13 protein-coding genes are annotated in these 15,956 nt (G+C 46.4%); all 13 read left to right on the forward strand.

Annotated features, from left to right (window positions below; translation table 11 throughout):
- The first annotated feature begins 96 nt into the window (after nt 1-96).
- The 13 genes from wcaK (at nt 97) to RT657_RS09620 (ending at nt 15,956) form a co-directional block, all read left to right on the forward strand.
- A complete protein-coding gene (gene wcaK, locus RT657_RS09560; protein WP_313654061.1) occupies nt 97-1,359 on the forward strand; it encodes a colanic acid biosynthesis pyruvyl transferase WcaK in 1,263 nt (420 codons plus the stop codon).
- A 4-nt stretch (nt 1,360-1,363) separates the two neighbouring features.
- Entirely contained in the window at nt 1,364-2,587 is a 1,224-nt protein-coding gene (locus RT657_RS09565; RefSeq protein ID WP_313654062.1) for a glycosyltransferase, read from the forward strand.
- Nucleotides 2,584-3,924, forward strand: a complete 1,341-nt coding sequence (locus tag RT657_RS09570) for a lipopolysaccharide biosynthesis protein (RefSeq protein WP_111139201.1) — start codon at nt 2,584-2,586, stop codon at nt 3,922-3,924. The genes RT657_RS09565 and RT657_RS09570 overlap by 4 nt, the downstream gene beginning before the upstream one ends.
- Nucleotides 3,925-4,202: 278 nt before the next feature.
- On the forward strand, nt 4,203-5,105 hold the full coding sequence (gene galF, locus RT657_RS09575) for a UTP--glucose-1-phosphate uridylyltransferase GalF (protein ID WP_313654064.1): 903 nt from the start codon (nt 4,203-4,205) through the stop codon (nt 5,103-5,105).
- A gap of 42 nt (nt 5,106-5,147) precedes the next feature.
- A complete protein-coding gene (gene galE, locus RT657_RS09580) occupies nt 5,148-6,161 on the forward strand; it encodes a UDP-glucose 4-epimerase GalE (protein ID WP_313654066.1) in 1,014 nt (337 codons plus the stop codon).
- Nucleotides 6,162-6,595: 434 nt separating this feature from the next.
- On the forward strand, nt 6,596-7,675 hold the full coding sequence (gene rfbB / locus RT657_RS09585; protein WP_313654067.1) for a dTDP-glucose 4,6-dehydratase: 1,080 nt from the start codon (nt 6,596-6,598) through the stop codon (nt 7,673-7,675).
- Entirely contained in the window at nt 7,675-8,562 is an 888-nt protein-coding gene (rfbD, locus tag RT657_RS09590) for a dTDP-4-dehydrorhamnose reductase (RefSeq protein ID WP_313654068.1), read from the forward strand. The genes rfbB and rfbD overlap by 1 nt, the downstream gene beginning before the upstream one ends.
- A 44-nt stretch (nt 8,563-8,606) precedes the next feature.
- On the forward strand, nt 8,607-9,485 hold the full coding sequence (gene rfbA, locus RT657_RS09595; protein ID WP_313654069.1) for a glucose-1-phosphate thymidylyltransferase RfbA: 879 nt from the start codon (nt 8,607-8,609) through the stop codon (nt 9,483-9,485).
- A 2-nt stretch (nt 9,486-9,487) separates the two neighbouring features.
- A complete protein-coding gene (gene rfbC / locus RT657_RS09600; protein ID WP_313654071.1) occupies nt 9,488-10,036 on the forward strand; it encodes a dTDP-4-dehydrorhamnose 3,5-epimerase in 549 nt (182 codons plus the stop codon).
- A gap of 172 nt (nt 10,037-10,208) precedes the next feature.
- Nucleotides 10,209-11,030, forward strand: coding sequence for an ABC transporter permease (locus tag RT657_RS09605; protein ID WP_313654072.1), 822 nt, complete (start codon nt 10,209-10,211; stop codon nt 11,028-11,030).
- Nucleotides 11,020-12,390, forward strand: a complete 1,371-nt coding sequence (locus RT657_RS09610) for an ABC transporter ATP-binding protein (RefSeq protein WP_313654073.1) — start codon at nt 11,020-11,022, stop codon at nt 12,388-12,390. The genes RT657_RS09605 and RT657_RS09610 overlap by 11 nt, the downstream gene beginning before the upstream one ends.
- On the forward strand, nt 12,380-14,341 hold the full coding sequence (locus RT657_RS09615; RefSeq protein WP_313654074.1) for a class I SAM-dependent methyltransferase: 1,962 nt from the start codon (nt 12,380-12,382) through the stop codon (nt 14,339-14,341). Before RT657_RS09610 ends, RT657_RS09615 begins: the two co-directional genes overlap by 11 nt.
- A 1-nt stretch (nt 14,342) precedes the next feature.
- Nucleotides 14,343-15,956, forward strand: coding sequence for a glycosyltransferase (locus RT657_RS09620; RefSeq protein WP_313654076.1), 1,614 nt, complete (start codon nt 14,343-14,345; stop codon nt 15,954-15,956).

Raw genomic sequence — 15,956 nt, forward strand, 5'->3', positions numbered from 1 at the left:
GCGTTATCCCGTAAAGCATTACTTTAAATAGAGTCCATTTTGCCCATTTCGGATCCGGGCGGCTTAGAGAATTAAAAAAATTCATTCGGAGTTGTTATGAAAATTTTATTGGTGGGTAACCATACGTGTGGGAATCGCGGGGATGGCGCGATTCTGCGAGGACTGATCGATTCGATGAGGTCCGCACGCAGTGATTTAGACATTGATGTGATCAGCCGTTATCCAACCAGCTCCGGTTATCTGCTCCAGCAGGATATTCAGCAGGATGCGCTCTATCTGCACAACAGTAAGTCAGGCAAAGGCCTGGTCGGTTCGTTTAAGCGTAAGGTCGCCAACCGTCTGATGCCTGACATCATGATGGCGCATCTGGGCAAAGGCGGAATTTTCAAATCTTTCTCTGTGCCGCCGCACCTGAAAGCCTTTACCGAAAGTCTGGCAAACTATGATGCGATCATTCAGGTAGGCGGGTCATTTTTCGTCGATCTTTATGGCGTGACGCAGTTCGACCATGCGCTCTGTGCGCTGATGGCCAAAAAGCCAATCTACCTGATCGGCCATTCGGTCGGACCTTTCCAGAATCCGCGCGTCAATGCGCTGGCGAATTTTGTTTTCGACCGGGTTAACAGCCTGGTGCTGCGCGAATCTGTCAGCCTCGACCTGATGAAACGCGATGGCGTAACCAGCTCAAAAGTGGCGCCTGGTGTTGATACCGCCTTCCTGGTGCAGGCGCGCGAGGTTGAAAATCCGAGTCATAACCTGCTGCACTGGCAGGGCATCATTGACGGACGCAAAACCATCGCCATTACCGTGCGCGAGCTGGCGCCGTTTGATAAACGTCTGGGCGTGACACAGAAAGAGTATGAAGCGGCATTTGGTCGGGTGATCAACGCCATGATCGCTGAAGGCTATCAGGTCGTGGCGTTCTCGACCTGCACCGGTATCGACAGCTACGCCAAGGATGACCGTATGGTCGCGCTGACGCTGCGCGACCATGTCACACAGCCCGAACATTATCATGTCATCATGGATGAGTTTAATGACCTGGAGCTGGGTATTCTGCTGAGCCACTGCCACCTGACCATTGGCACGCGTCTGCACTCGGCGATTATCTCAATGAACTTTGGCACCCCGGCCGTGGCGATTAACTATGAGCATAAGTCGATGGGTGTGATGAACCAGCTCGGTCTGCCGCAGATGGCAACCGATGTGAAAAGCCTGATGGATGGCTCACTGATCGACAAGGTCAAAACCGTTCTTGCCGATTACGACAACATTAAGCTTAAGGTCGACACGGCCGTTGCGAATGAAAGGGAAATTGGCAACCGGATCACTGAAGAGATTCTTAAAGTATTAGGGTAATGTGATGAAACTGACTTTTTTCACCATGCGTTTCCCGGTTGCCTCTGAGACATTCGTTTTAAATCAGGTAACCCACTTTATTGACGCCGGTTACGAGGTGGAGATTATTTCAGTCTTTCCCGGCGATTTAGTGAACCGGCATGCTGCGTTTGACGAATATGGTCTGGCGGCAAAAACCCACTATCTGCTGCCGGAAGAGAAGATCTCGATTGTTGATAAGCTGAATCAGCGTATCAGGCTGGTGCTGCCTAAAGTGACGAAACCTGCACTCCTGCGTTCGCTGAATGTGCGCCGCTACGGTGCACAGTCGAGCAAACTGCTGCTGCCGTCGATTGTGGCTAATGCGAAACAGACCTTTACCGCGGATGTGTTTCTGGTGCATTTCGGCTATGCCGGTGCGCTGGCGAACAAACTGCGTGAACTGGGCGTACTTCGGGGTAAGCAGGCAACGGTGTTTCACGGTGCCGATATTTCCCGCCGCCATATTCTGGAAGAGCATAAACTCGACTACGTTAATCTGTTCCGTCAGAGCGAACTGATGCTGCCTATCAGTCACCTGTGGAAGAACAAGCTGATTGAGATGGGCTGTCCGCCGGAAAAAATTCACGTTACGCGTATGGGCATCGAGCCGGAGAAGTTTAATTTTCAGCCCCGCCAGGCGTTTCAGAAACCGCTGCGTATCGTCTCAGTGGCACGACTGACGGAGAAAAAAGGACTGGATGTGGCGGTTAAAGCCAGCGCCATCCTGAAGCAGCGTGGCGGTCAGTTTCAGTACACGATAATCGGCAACGGCGACCAGGATGAGATGATGCGTGATTTCATCGCCCGCGAGGGAATGGAGGATTGCGTCAGCATGCCGGGCTTTAAGCCTCAGGAAGAGATCCGTCGTGCGCTGAGCGAGGCAGACATTTTCCTGCTGCCATCCAAAACCGCCGCAGATGGCGATATGGAGGGTATCCCGGTCGCGCTGATGGAAGCGATGGCGGTCGGCCTGCCGGTTGTGTCGACCTTCCACAGCGGTATTCCGGAGCTGATTGAGAACAACGTCTCCGGCTGGCTGGTGGATGAGGACGATCCCGAGGCGCTGGCAGAGACGCTGCTGAAGCTCTCTCAGGGGGAAGTGAATGTGGCGCCCGTGGTTGCTGCGGCCCGCCACAAAGTTGAGACTGAATTTAATCAGCATATCGCCTACGGCGAACTGGCGCAGATTCTGGAGCGACTGGTGTGAGTGGATTTAAGTCACAGGCGATTTGGCTGTTTGGCAGCACCTGCTTCTCGGCAGTGCTGCAGGTTGCGCAGCTGAGCTTTCTCGCCCGCAAACTGGAGACCCATGAGCTGGGACTGCTGGCCATCATCAACGCTATCCTGGCGGTGGCGGGGGTGCTGCAGGATATGGGGATGAGCAGTTATCTGGTGCATCGCCAGAACATTACCCGTCGCGAACAGAGCACAATCTATTGGGTGAACGTTTCGCTCAGCTTGTGTACCGGCCTGATCATGCTGCTGATCGCCTTCCCGGTCTCCTGGTTCTATCATCTGCCAGAACTGACAGGGCTGATCATGCTGACCAGCCTGAACTTCCTGGTGCTGGGGCATCTGTCACAGTATCAGGCACACTACATCAAAACCAAGCGGATGGTGTCGCTGGCGAAGATCGAGATGGGCACCAAACTGTTCGCCTTTCTCTGTGTGGTGGCGATGCTGGAGTTCACCTCGCTGACGGTTGCCGCAGCGATCCTCGGTCTGTTTATCAATGCCTTTACCCGTATTCTCTGCATGATTGCGCTGGGAGAGAAGTCGTGGCGTCCAACCTGGGAGTTTGACAAAGCAACCTTCTTCGGGGCGATTCGCTACGGCAGCTATCAGCTTGGGTCGCAGACCATTAACCAGCTGCGCACGCAGGCAGATGCGCTGGTGGTGGGTAAGGTGATGGGGGCAGAGATGCTGGGGGTCTACTCGCTGGCGAAAGAGCTGGTGCTGCAACCGCTGAAGCTGGTGACGCCGGTGATTAACCGTCTGGCGCTGCCACGTTTTGCAGAAAAACAGCACGATCCTGAGCAGCTGAAAAAGCTGTTCCTGAAAGGGACGCTGGGCATTATGCTGTTCAGCAGCGCCATGTACCTGGCAATTGGTATTCTCTCACCGGTGATTGTCCGACTGCTTTATGGTCCTTCACATGAGCAGGTCTATCATCTGATTCCGCTGATGCTGCTGTTCGGGATGCTGCGACCAATGGGCGGGCTGACTGGCGCGATTTCTCAGGCTAACGGACGTACCAACGTCGAGTTCTACTGGAACATCGTGGCAAGTATTGTCGTGCTGGCCGTTCTGGCAACCACCTTTATCTGGCCAAACGTGCTCTATGTGGCGCTGACGCTCTCTATCTCGCAGATCCTGATTTCTGCCCTGGCGCATCCGTTCTTCATCAGACCGGTGATTGGCATCCGGTTTATACCTTATGCCCGCCAGTGGGTCGCGGTTTCGGTGGTGTTTGTTGGCGTTATGCTGCTGGTTAATCACTTTAATCTGTTTGTGATGCCGGAGTGGTTTGAGGGCTGGCTTTAATCACCAGATGAATATCTTCGCGGGCGGCCTCAGGGTCGCCCGTTTTCATTTATGGCTGGACTTAGCTGCGTAGCGCACCTGCACGAAAAAGGGTGAGGCTCTCTCCGATTACTGATTGTCTTTATTCAGTTTATGCTGGTGCTGGCAATGGGCAAAATGCCGAATTTCTAAGTTATGACAGAGAGTTACTGTCCGCTTTTCAGATAAAGATTATACTTGCACTTCCGGCCGATCCTGCATAATCGACCCACATCTTCATTTTATTAAACGGAATAAATATGACCAAGCTTAAAGCAGTAATCCCGGTTGCGGGCCTCGGTATGCATATGCTCCCTGCGACTAAAGCCATTCCGAAAGAGATGCTGCCCGTCGTCGACAAACCGATGATCCAGTACATCGTTGACGAATGTGTTGCCGCGGGTATTAAAGAAATTGTGCTGGTCACGCATGCGTCGAAAAATGCGGTTGAGAACCACTTCGACACCACTTATGAGCTGGAAGCGCTGCTGGAAGCACGCGTGAAGCGTCAGCTGCTGAGCGAAGTGCAGTCTATCTGCCCGCCAGGCGTAACGATCATGAACGTACGTCAGGCACAGCCGCTGGGTCTGGGTCACTCCATTCTCTGCGCCCGCCCGATGATCGGCGATAACCCGTTCGTAGTGGTCCTGCCGGATGTCCTGCTGGATGACTCTACCGCAGACCACATGCGCTATAACCTCGCAGCCATGGTGGCCCGTTTCGAAGAGACCGGTCACAGCCAGGTTCTGGCGCAGCACATGCCCGCGTCTGACCTCTCTGAATATTCTGTTATCACGACCGAAGAGCCGATCGATCACCCGGGTGATATCAGCACCATTACCAGCTTCGTTGAGAAGCCAGAGCATTCGGCTGAACTGAACTCCGATCTGGCTGCTGTGGGTCGTTACGTGCTTTCTGCTGATATCTGGGCCGAACTCGAGCGCACTGAGCCAGGCGCATGGGGCCGCATTCAGCTGACTGATGCGATCGCCAGCCTCAGCAAACATAAAACCGTTGATGTTTCACTGCTGACCGGACACAGTTTCGACTGCGGCCGCAAGCTGGGTTACATGCAGGCGTTTGTCTCCTATGGACTGCGCAATAACACGCAGGGTCGCGATTTCCGCGAAGCGATTCAGACCATTCTCGCCAAACAAAAGTAACCTATTTGCCGCGCGCTGCGCGGCTGATTGAAAGGAGTTCACATGGCCATTTTAGTCACGGGCGGAGCAGGATATATCGGCTCCCATACGGTACTGGCGCTGCTGCAGCGTGGTGATGATGTTGTGGTGCTGGATAACCTCTGCAACGCTTCACGCGAAGCGATCCACCGCGTGGAGAAACTGGCGGGTAAAAAAGCGACCTTCGTTGAAGGCGATATCCGTGACCGCGCCTGCCTGCGTGACCTGTTTGCAGCCAACAGCATTTCTGCGGTTATTCATTTCGCCGCACTTAAGGCGGTTGGTGAATCGACCCGTATGCCGCTGGAGTATTACGAGAACAACGTTGCAGGTACCGTGGTTCTGCTGGAAGAGATGCGGAATGCCGGTGTCTGGAACTTCATCTTCAGTTCGTCAGCCACGGTCTACGGTGCAGATGCGCCGGTTCCTTATGTCGAGACGACCCCGATTGGTGGCACGACCAGCCCTTATGGCACCTCGAAGCTGATGACCGAATTCGTGATGCGCGACTTTGCAAAAGCTGAGCCGAAGTTCAAGGCGATTGCACTGCGTTACTTCAACCCGGTTGGCGCACATGAGTCAGGCGAAATCGGTGAAGACCCAACCGGCATCCCGAACAACCTGCTGCCCTACATTGCCCAGGTGGCGATCGGCCGGCTGGAAAAACTGGGCGTCTTTGGTGGCGATTATGATACGCCAGACGGTACCTGCCTGCGTGACTATATTCATGTGGTTGACCTGGCGGAAGGGCACCTGAAAGCGCTGGATCATCTGAGTCAGGTTGACGGCTACACCGCCTTTAACCTGGGTGGCGGAAAAGGCTTCTCGGTTCTGGAAATGATCAAGGCGTTTGAGAAAGCGTCGGGTAAGGCGATTCCTTTCGAGATCAAGCCACGTCGTGACGGTGACCTGCCCGCGTTCTGGGCCGATGCCTCGCTGGCCAACACGAAGCTTGACTGGCGCGTCTCACGCGGCATCGATGAGATGATGCGTGATACCTGGAACTGGCAGAGTAAGAACCCGAATGGGTTTAAGTAATTGATAAAAAAGGCGAACTCTGGTTCGCCTTTTTTATATCTGAGCCAGATTATTGCAAACGCTGTTTATCACTATTCTGATTGCATCAGCTTGACGCATCAGCAACCATCTTCTACGCCTTTATAGCGCTCATTAGTTGAACTAACACCCCTATAACATTCGCATTTTATTCGTAATAGCTATATCTGAGTGATAGAATTTGCGATTGTTGATTGATAAACCCACTTAAATAATTTCATTAATAAAGTGATATCAATCAACGAAATGCTGATTATGCAACGGATTTCCGTCATCAGCATACTCCTTTGGCCAAAGATAATCAGCATCGTGGGAGCTGTAACCCAGGGGCGGTAGCGTGCTCTGAAAACGCTTTTGATTGTCTGCTTTTTATTCAGGCGCCCATGCCTCAGATAGCTTGTCAGGAATAACACGTTATGAAAATACTTATCACTGGTGGTGCAGGTTTTATCGGTTCAGCGGTTGTGCGTCATATTATTAACAATACCAACGATGAAGTCATAAACGTTGATAAACTGACCTATGCAGGCAATCTTGAGTCTCTGGAAGCGGTGAGCAGTAACCCACGTTACACCTTTAAGCAAATCGATATCTGTGACGGTCAGGCCATCACTGACGCACTGAACGAGTGCCAGCCAGACGCCATTATGCATCTGGCAGCAGAAAGCCATGTAGACCGTTCTATCACGGGTCCGGCGGAATTTGTGCAGACTAACGTGGTAGGAACCTACGCTCTGTTAGAGGCGAGTCGCCAGTACTGGAGTGCTTTGCCAGAAGAGCGCAAAGCCGCATTCCGTTTTCATCATATTTCAACTGACGAAGTATATGGTGACTTACCGCATCCGGATGAAATGGACGGTGAGTTGCCACTGTTTACCGAAGATACGCCCTATGCCCCGAGCAGCCCGTACTCATCAACCAAAGCCGCCAGCGACCACCTGGTCCGCGCATGGGGCCGCACCTATAAGCTGCCGGTCATCGTGACGAACTGTTCGAATAACTACGGACCTTATCACTTCCCGGAAAAACTGATTCCGCTGATTATCAGTAACGCGCTGGAAGGCAAGCCGTTACCCATTTATGGCAAAGGCGACCAGATCCGCGACTGGCTCTATGTCGAAGACCATGCGCGTGCGCTCTACACCGTTGTTAAGAATGCGAAGACCGGCACCACCTATAATATCGGTGGCCACAACGAGAAGAAAAATATCGATGTTGTGCTGAAAGTCTGCGAACTGCTGGATGAGCTGCGTCCAAAAGAGACTTCTTACCGCGATCAGATTACCTACGTTCAGGATCGTCCGGGTCACGACCGCCGTTACGCGATCGATGCCGCTAAGATCGAAAAAGAGCTGGGCTGGAAGCCGGAAGAGACCTTTGAAACGGGCCTGAAGAAAACTGTTCAGTGGTATCTGGATAATGCTCAATGGGTTGAGCATGTAAAAAGCGGTGCTTATCAGAACTGGATTGAACAAAACTACGAGAAGCGTAGCTGATGGAAATTCTCCTTTTCGGTAAAAATGGGCAGGTTGCATGGGAACTTCAGCGTGCACTGGCACCCCTGGGCAACCTGACTGTCGTCGATCGTCATTCCACTGCATACTGCGGTGATTTTGAAAATCCTGAAGGCGTGGCAGAAACTGTTCGCAGGCTCAAGCCAGCCGTAATCGTAAACGCAACAGCCTATACCGCAGTCGATAAAGCCGAGTCTGAACAGGATAAGGCACGTCTGGTTAATGCCACTTCTCTTCAGGCGCTGGCGCAAGCCGCTGAAGAAATCGATGCCTGGCTGATTCATTACTCAACGGATTATGTGTTTAACGGAACCGGTGACAAGCCCTGGCGTGAAGAAGACGCGACCGCGCCGTTAAATGTTTACGGACAGACAAAGCTGGAAGGGGAACAGGCTATCGTCAGTCACATGGCGAAGTACCTGATTTTCCGTACCAGCTGGGTTTATGCCGCAAAGGGTAATAACTTCGCCAAAACGATGCTCAGACTGGCTAAAGACCGGGATACTCTGTCAGTCATCAACGATCAATATGGCGCTCCGACAGGGGCAGAACTTATCGCTGACAGTACGGCGCATGCAATCAGAGTCGCGCTGGTGAACCCCAGCGTCGCCGGACTCTACCACCTTATTGCGTCGGGGGAAACGACCTGGCACGCTTATGCAAGCCGCGTGATCGCGTTTGCAAAAGCGCAGGGTGTGGCACTTCAGGTTGAAACCATCAATGCAGTGCCAACCAGCGCGTTCCCGACACCGGCGAAACGCCCGGCAAACTCAAGACTGAATACAGAGAAGTTCCAGCAGACCTTTGGTCTGACCTTGCCAGACTGGACAGTGGGCGTTGAACGTATGTTACTTGAAACTCTTAACTAATCTCAGCAGGCCGCAAACGCGGTCTGGTCAATGAAGGTGAAATTGTGAAAAAGAATAAAGGTATTATTCTCGCGGGCGGCTCAGGAACGCGTCTTTATCCGGTAACCATGGCAGTCAGTAAGCAGTTGCTTCCGGTTTATGATAAGCCCATGATCTACTATCCGTTAAGCACGCTGATGCTGGCGGGCATTAACGATATTCTGATTATCAGTACGCCGCAGGATACACCTCGCTTTGAAAGCCTGTTAGGTGACGGTTCACAATGGGGGATCTCCATCCAGTATAAAGTGCAGCCGAGTCCGGATGGCCTGGCTCAGGCATTTATCATCGGTGAAGAGTTCATCGGTGATGATTCAGTCGCGCTTATTCTGGGTGATAACATCTTCTACGGACACGATCTCTACAAACAGCTGGAAGCGGCATCCACCAAAGAAGATGGCGCCACTGTTTTTGCGTATCACGTTACTGATCCTGAACGTTATGGTGTTGTGGAATTTGATAGCGAAGGTAAAGCCATCTCGCTGGTCGAAAAACCTGAAAACCCGCGCAGCAATTATGCGGTGACTGGCCTCTATTTTTACGACAATAACGTTGTAGAAATGGCAAAAAATCTTAAGCCATCACCACGCGGTGAACTGGAAATTACCGATATTAACCGCATTTATATGGAGCAGGGCAAACTCTCTGTATCCATTATGGGCCGTGGCCATGCATGGCTGGATACGGGTACGCATCAGAGCCTGATGGAAGCCAATAATTTTATCCATACTATCGAGTCACGTCAGGGGCTTAAAATAGCATGTCCGGAAGAAATTGCTTTCCGGATGGGTTTTATTGATGTGGAAAAGTTAAAAGAATTAGCAGGGCCTTATATGAAAAATGATTATGGCAGATATTTAATGGCAATTTGTGGTGATGCATAAAGATGAAAATAATTGATACCAAAATTCCAGATGTAAAAATTATCGAACCTACAGTCTTTGGCGATGAACGAGGTTTCTTTATGGAAACCTGGAATCAAAAAAAATTCGAAGAACAGGTTTGTCCTCGGAAATTTGTTCAGGATAATCACTCAAAATCGTCGAAAGGGATTTTGAGAGGAATGCATTACCAGATTGATAATACGCAAGGTAAGCTTGTTCGCGTTGTAGCCGGAGAGGTTTTCGACGTGGCTGTCGATATGCGCAAGAGTTCAGCTACATTTGGGCAATGGGTAGGCGTTTACCTTTCTGCTGAAAATAAAAAACAACTCTGGGTTCCTGAAGGTTTTGCTCATGGTTTTTACGTAACTTCGGAAACAGCCGAATTCGTTTACAAATGCACTGATTATTATAACCCTTCAGCTGAACATTCTTTGGTATGGAATGACTCACATGTTGGCATTGAGTGGCCTCTCATAGAAGGTGAACAGCCTGTTCTTTCTGAAAAAGATAAGGTTGGTAAGCTCTTCAATGACGCAGAGTATTTTAAATAATACGGTAACATGCATTCGTATCATAATTAATTTTTTATACCGGCATGTTCTTCAGCAGCGTTAAAGAAAAAAATCAGCCGATATTAAAGATCAGGCTGATTTTGCTTTTATTTATTAAGCGCTGCATGATTAATTCAGCTCTAAAGTTCTGGCGTTAACTGTGGATGCCTTGATGAAAAGTGTTAATAGCGTTGTTCCAACTTCTATAGCTTCCAGTCTTTGGGGTAATAGAAAACTAATTCTGAACCTTACCAAAAGAGAAATCACGGGAAGGTATAAAGGATCCTATTTTGGCATTTTATGGTCTTTCTTCAATCCAATATTTATGCTGGTCGTTTACACATTTGTATTTAGCTTTATATTCAACGCCAGATGGAGCGTTGAAAATGCTTCAAAATCAGAGTTTGCACTGGTTTTATTTAATGGATTAATTATATTTAATTTATTTGCCGAGTGCGCAAATAAATCGCCTTCTATAATTTTATCAAATGTTAATTACGTCAAAAAAGTAATATTCCCGCTTGAAATACTTCCTGTTGTTAACTCATTGTCAGCAGTATTTCATGCTATGATTAGCATTGTTGTCTGGGTACTTTTTTATATTATTGAAGTTGGCATTCCCCATGTAACTATTCTTCTGTTACCCTTATTATTACTGCCTGTTTTTTTATTGATAACAGGGGTAGGCTGGCTCTTTTCTGCAGTTGGTGTTTTCCTGCGTGATATTGGACAGATTATAACCATTTTAGTTACGGCCTTAATGTTTTTATCTCCCATATTCTACCCGATAACGGCTATTCCAGAGAAATACAGGCCGCTTTTGAACATAAATCCTCTGGCTCCGGCAATATCGCAGGCGAGGGAGATAATGTATTGGGGTACGATCCCATCCATCAGTGAATACCTCATTTATCTTGTAAGTTGCTCATTGTTTGCGTGGTTAGGATTTGTGGTTTTCCAGAAATCAAGGAAAGGGTTTGCCGATGTCTTATGATAATATTGCGATAAGTATAAAAAACGTCAAAAAATGCTTTTATATCTATAAGAATCCACAGGACAGGCTTAAACAGTTTCTATTTCCAAAAATAAAAGGACTTGCAGGTAAGCCTCAGGCCAATTATTACAGAGAATTCTGGGCTCTTAATGGGGTGTCCTTTGATGTCAAAAAAGGTGAGACAGTAGGGCTGATAGGAAAAAACGGTAGTGGTAAATCAACTTTACTTCAGATTATTTGCGGAACGTTAACAGCAACCGAAGGCGAAGTTGAGACAAAAGGCCGGATAGCTGCATTATTAGAACTTGGATCAGGGTTTAATCCAGAGTTCACGGGGCGAGAAAATATCTATCTCAATGCTGCCATTCTTGGTCTTTCAAAAGAAGAGACAGACAAGAAATATGATTCAATTATAGAATTTGCAGATATCGGCGACTTCATTGATCAGCCGGTTAAAACTTACTCTAGTGGAATGGTTGTAAGATTAGCTTTTGCCGTTCAGGCACAAGTAGATCCAGATATATTGATTGTTGACGAAGCGTTGGCTGTTGGCGATGCTAAGTTTCAGGCTAAATGTTTTGAGCGATTACGCCAACTCAAGAAAAAGGGTACCAGTATATTACTGGTAACGCATTCCGGCGAACAAATCGTGACTCATTGTGACCGCGCAGTTCTGTTGAGTGATGGCAGGGAAGTCTATCAAGGGATACCTAAAAAAGCCGTTAATCTATACATGGATATTCTGTTTGGTAAAAGCACCAAAACCGAAATTAAGAATGAAGAGGCTAATCTCAAAGCTGACATAAATGGCAAGGATGAGCATCAGCCTGATGAATCTTTGAATTTAGTAAATGATGTATTCGCTACCAAAAGTAATTATAATAAAAATGAGTATCGATGGGGTGATAAGTCAGCTTGCTGGATGGATTATGAACTCATTGTCAATGAAAGAAAAAATCCAGCAACAGTATACGCGGGTGAAAAAGTCAGCTTAAGGTGTTCTGTCCGTTTCGATAAAGATATAAAAAATCCAATTGTCGGGTTTGCTATCAAAACTAAAGAAGGTTTAACAGTTTACAACACAAATTCGCATTTATTGAGTAAGGATACTGGTCAGTTTGGTATTGCAAATACACATGCAATTGTCGAATTTAATTTTCTGAATAAGCTCGGCGCAGGTGATTATTTTATTTCATTAGGTGTGGCCTCTATGCTTAATGACGAAGTAGTACCACATGACAGAAGATATGATGTCATACATTTTCTTGTACCAACCGTGGACTCCTTTTCAGGGATGACGGATCTTTCACTCAATTTTGAAATCACTAATTCTGCCGGGAATGAAAACGATGCTCAATAATACAATCTATAAGTTTCGTCCAGATGCTGGTATATGGGCTCGTAGCGATTATAAAGGCATTCCTTATAGTGATGGCGACAATCATGAAAATCTGCTTCTTGAAATTCTCAAAAACACTAAAGATTTAAGTGTCCAGTCTGGGGAGCTAAAAACACATTGCAATGATTGGGTTACCACTTACCACTTTTCAAGTCTGCGATCTAACTTATTAAGGCCTTTACAATCCCTGTTTAAACCGGGGATCAAAGTTCTGGAAGTGGGGGCGGGCTGTGGTGCTATTACACGCTATATTGGTGAATGTGGCGCGCAGGTTTTAGCATTAGAGGGAAGTTTACGCCGGGCTCAGATCGGGCGCTTAAGAACAAAAGATCTTGAAAATGTAACTGTAGTCAGCGAGCGCTTTGACGATTTTGATATCGACGAAAAGTTTGATGTTATTACACTAATAGGTGTGCTCGAGTACTCAAACTTGTTTAGCGATGGCATCGATAGCGCGGTCGCAATGCTAAATAAAATTAAACAAAAACTGAAACCCGACGGTAAGTTGGTCATCGCTATTGAAAACCAGTTAGGCCTTAAATATTTTGCTGGTGCTGCTGAAGACCATGTTGGTCAAATTATGTATGGGCTTGAAGGTCGATATAATAAAGATCAGGCTGAAACTTACGGGCATCAGGTTTTAGTTGAAAAACTCAAAGAAGTCGGTTTGAATTTCGTAGAGACTCTTTTACCTTTTCCCGATTATAAGTTGCCGGTTTCAGTTGTTACACAAGAAGGTGCGCTGGATAATTATTTCAATGCACATGTATTTGCATCGCAATCAGTACGTGCAGATTTACAATTGCCTGAGAAACTGAATTTTGTGCCTGAATTAGTCTGGCCAATTGTCTTTAAAAACAAACTGGCAGTAGATTTAAGTAATTCATTTCTCCTGGTTGCTGGGAATTCCGGTACAGATTCTTATGATAAAGATATTCTTGCCGTCCATTATGGCAAAGAACGTCATACGCCATTTCAAAAGAAAACCGTGTTCAAAAAGACAGGTATCAGAGATGTAAAAGTCTCCAGAGAAAAAGAAAATGATTTTCTCCCGAATCATAACGAAAAAATAGACTTTTCGCTTGATGGTTATGAAAAATACATATCAGGAAATTTACTTGATGTCGAATTTATTAAAATCGTAACGACACCTGGCTGGAAGATTGAATACGTATCTGGCTATTTTAAATATTACATAGAGTGTCTTGAGAAATCATTGAATGGAGAGGGCGTTTCTTTTGAAAAGTTCGAACAAAATACGCGCCTCCCTCCCGCTTATCTGGATGCTATTCCCTCCAATTTCGTTATTGATGAGGAAGGACACCCCAGGTACTTTGAACGCGAATGGTTAGCTAAGCAAGGCCTTACGCTTGGCCATTTAGTTTTTCGTGCAGTGCTCTCATTATTGGGAAAGATTTCAATCTTTGCCAAACCTGCTCAGCATGAAATTATAACGCGTGGTGATTTTGTTAAACACCTTTTTGAAGAGTTATCTTTCGTTTACAACGATGAACTTTTTGAAGAATATCTCGATCTTGAATCAGAACTTTTTGCATATGCATCCGGAATGCCTCAGGCAAAAATTGACACGTGGTATCCTGATGATGTTTTACCTGGCATGCATAAATTTTATGAAGAAGAAGCGAGAATAAAAGAAAAAAATATACTCGAAGGTCAGCTGGCAGCTTCAGTTGCAGAAAAACACACCTTCGATGAATTATCAGCTATGCAACAACGTGAAATAGCGTCACTTCACGAGAAAATTAACGAACTCCTGACGTCAAATGAAGAGCATAAAAAATTTGCCTCTGCAAAGGCTTTTGAAGCTGAAAGTCTGAGAGAAAAGTTGTCACGACTCGAATCAAAATGGATGATCAGAGTAATTAAAAAATGGACGATAAAGGATAATTAAGATGAATGATCTTCATTGGGCTATTGATTCGTTCACACGCAATAATAGAACAATATTTGGATACGGCTGGGTTTTTAATAAAAACAAGAAAATAAATAAAGTCAGATTTTGTCTCGCAGCAGAACCAGAATCTTTTGTCGATGCTGAATATAATAAAGCAAGACATGATGTTGGCGATTATTTCAAAGATAATGAATATGCTGGTCATTCAGGTTTTTTTGTCTACGGCAGCCTGAATAAGAACTTCGAATCAGAAGAGCTTAAACTGGCTTGTTACTATGATGATAATACGTTTGACCTACTCGATATCCCAGTTAAAGTTATTAATGTAACTGAATCAACTGAAACGCCGGTAATTTCAAAAACAGTAATCCTAAAGCAGTCTCTGGTTTTAATTAAGCGCGCTTTAAATCTGTTACGTAGCGGAAATTATCGTTTGCTTGTTGATAAGATCAAGCGTTATAAAAATAAAGTTCCCTCTAAATCATTGGTTAACCCTGATGATCTGTTAAAGTTTCTGAATAAGAAAGAAGCGAAGAATATTGTTTTTTTCCTGGATCACGACCTGGGTGGTGGAGCAAATCACTATCGCGAAAGAATTGTTGATAAGAGCATAGAGCAAGGCAAGGCCTGTTTGATTCTGGCTTTTACCGTAAATACGCTTTCCTATAAACTTATAGTCGAGAGTAGTAAAGGTAAAAACGTATTCAATATCAGCGGCTATGATTATGTATTTCAGTTATTGAAGTTCATTAAAATAAAAGAAATCATCTATAATACAGGCGTTTCTTTTTGCAATCCCGAAACAATCCCTGATTTTTTGATTAATCTTAAAATCAAAACAAATGCGTCTTTAATTACGCTTGCTCACGATTTGTTTCCTCTTTGCCCTTCGCATTTCCTGATCAATGACAAAGGAAATTATTGTGATATCCCTGATCCTTCTGTATGTTACTCATGTCTGAAAAATAATACGTATGGTTTCACGACATTATTCGAAAGCGGTGACATCAAAAAATGGCGAGATCGATGGGGCAATTTGTTGATAGCGTCTGACAAGATTGTTTCTTTTTCTGAAAGTACTCTTAATCTCTATAAGCGCGTTTATCCTCAGATTGATGATGACAAGACAGCTGTCACACCTCATAAAGTAGATTATTTGCCCCAAAAAGCCCATATCACTCAGACTCGGGATCTCAGGATTGGAGTGGTCGGGCAAATAGGCTATCATAAAGGCTCCAGAATTCTTCAGGCGTTATCTGAAGAAATTCTTCAAAAGAAATACAATATTGAAATCATCGTGATAGGTGCTGTTGAGGCTTCCTGTCCTTCAGAGGTGGTTCGACAAACGGGCCCTTACCGACATGAAGAGCTTAAGATGCTGCTGGAGGAAAATGGAATAAATGTTATTCTGTTCCCATCTATCTGGCCTGAAACCTTCTCTTATGTCGTTCAGGAAATGATCGAGTTGGGTTTCCCCGTTGCAAGTTTCAATCTTGGTGCGCCAGCAGAAAGATTACGAGAGTACGACAAGGGTGTTATTTTATCCTCTATGAACCCTGAAATTGTCGTTCAAGAGTTAATAGATATGCACCGTAAAATCTATGCGAAATGA

Source organism: Pantoea sp., from assembly GCF_032114055.1.
GTDB lineage: Bacteria > Pseudomonadota > Gammaproteobacteria > Enterobacterales > Enterobacteriaceae > Pantoea.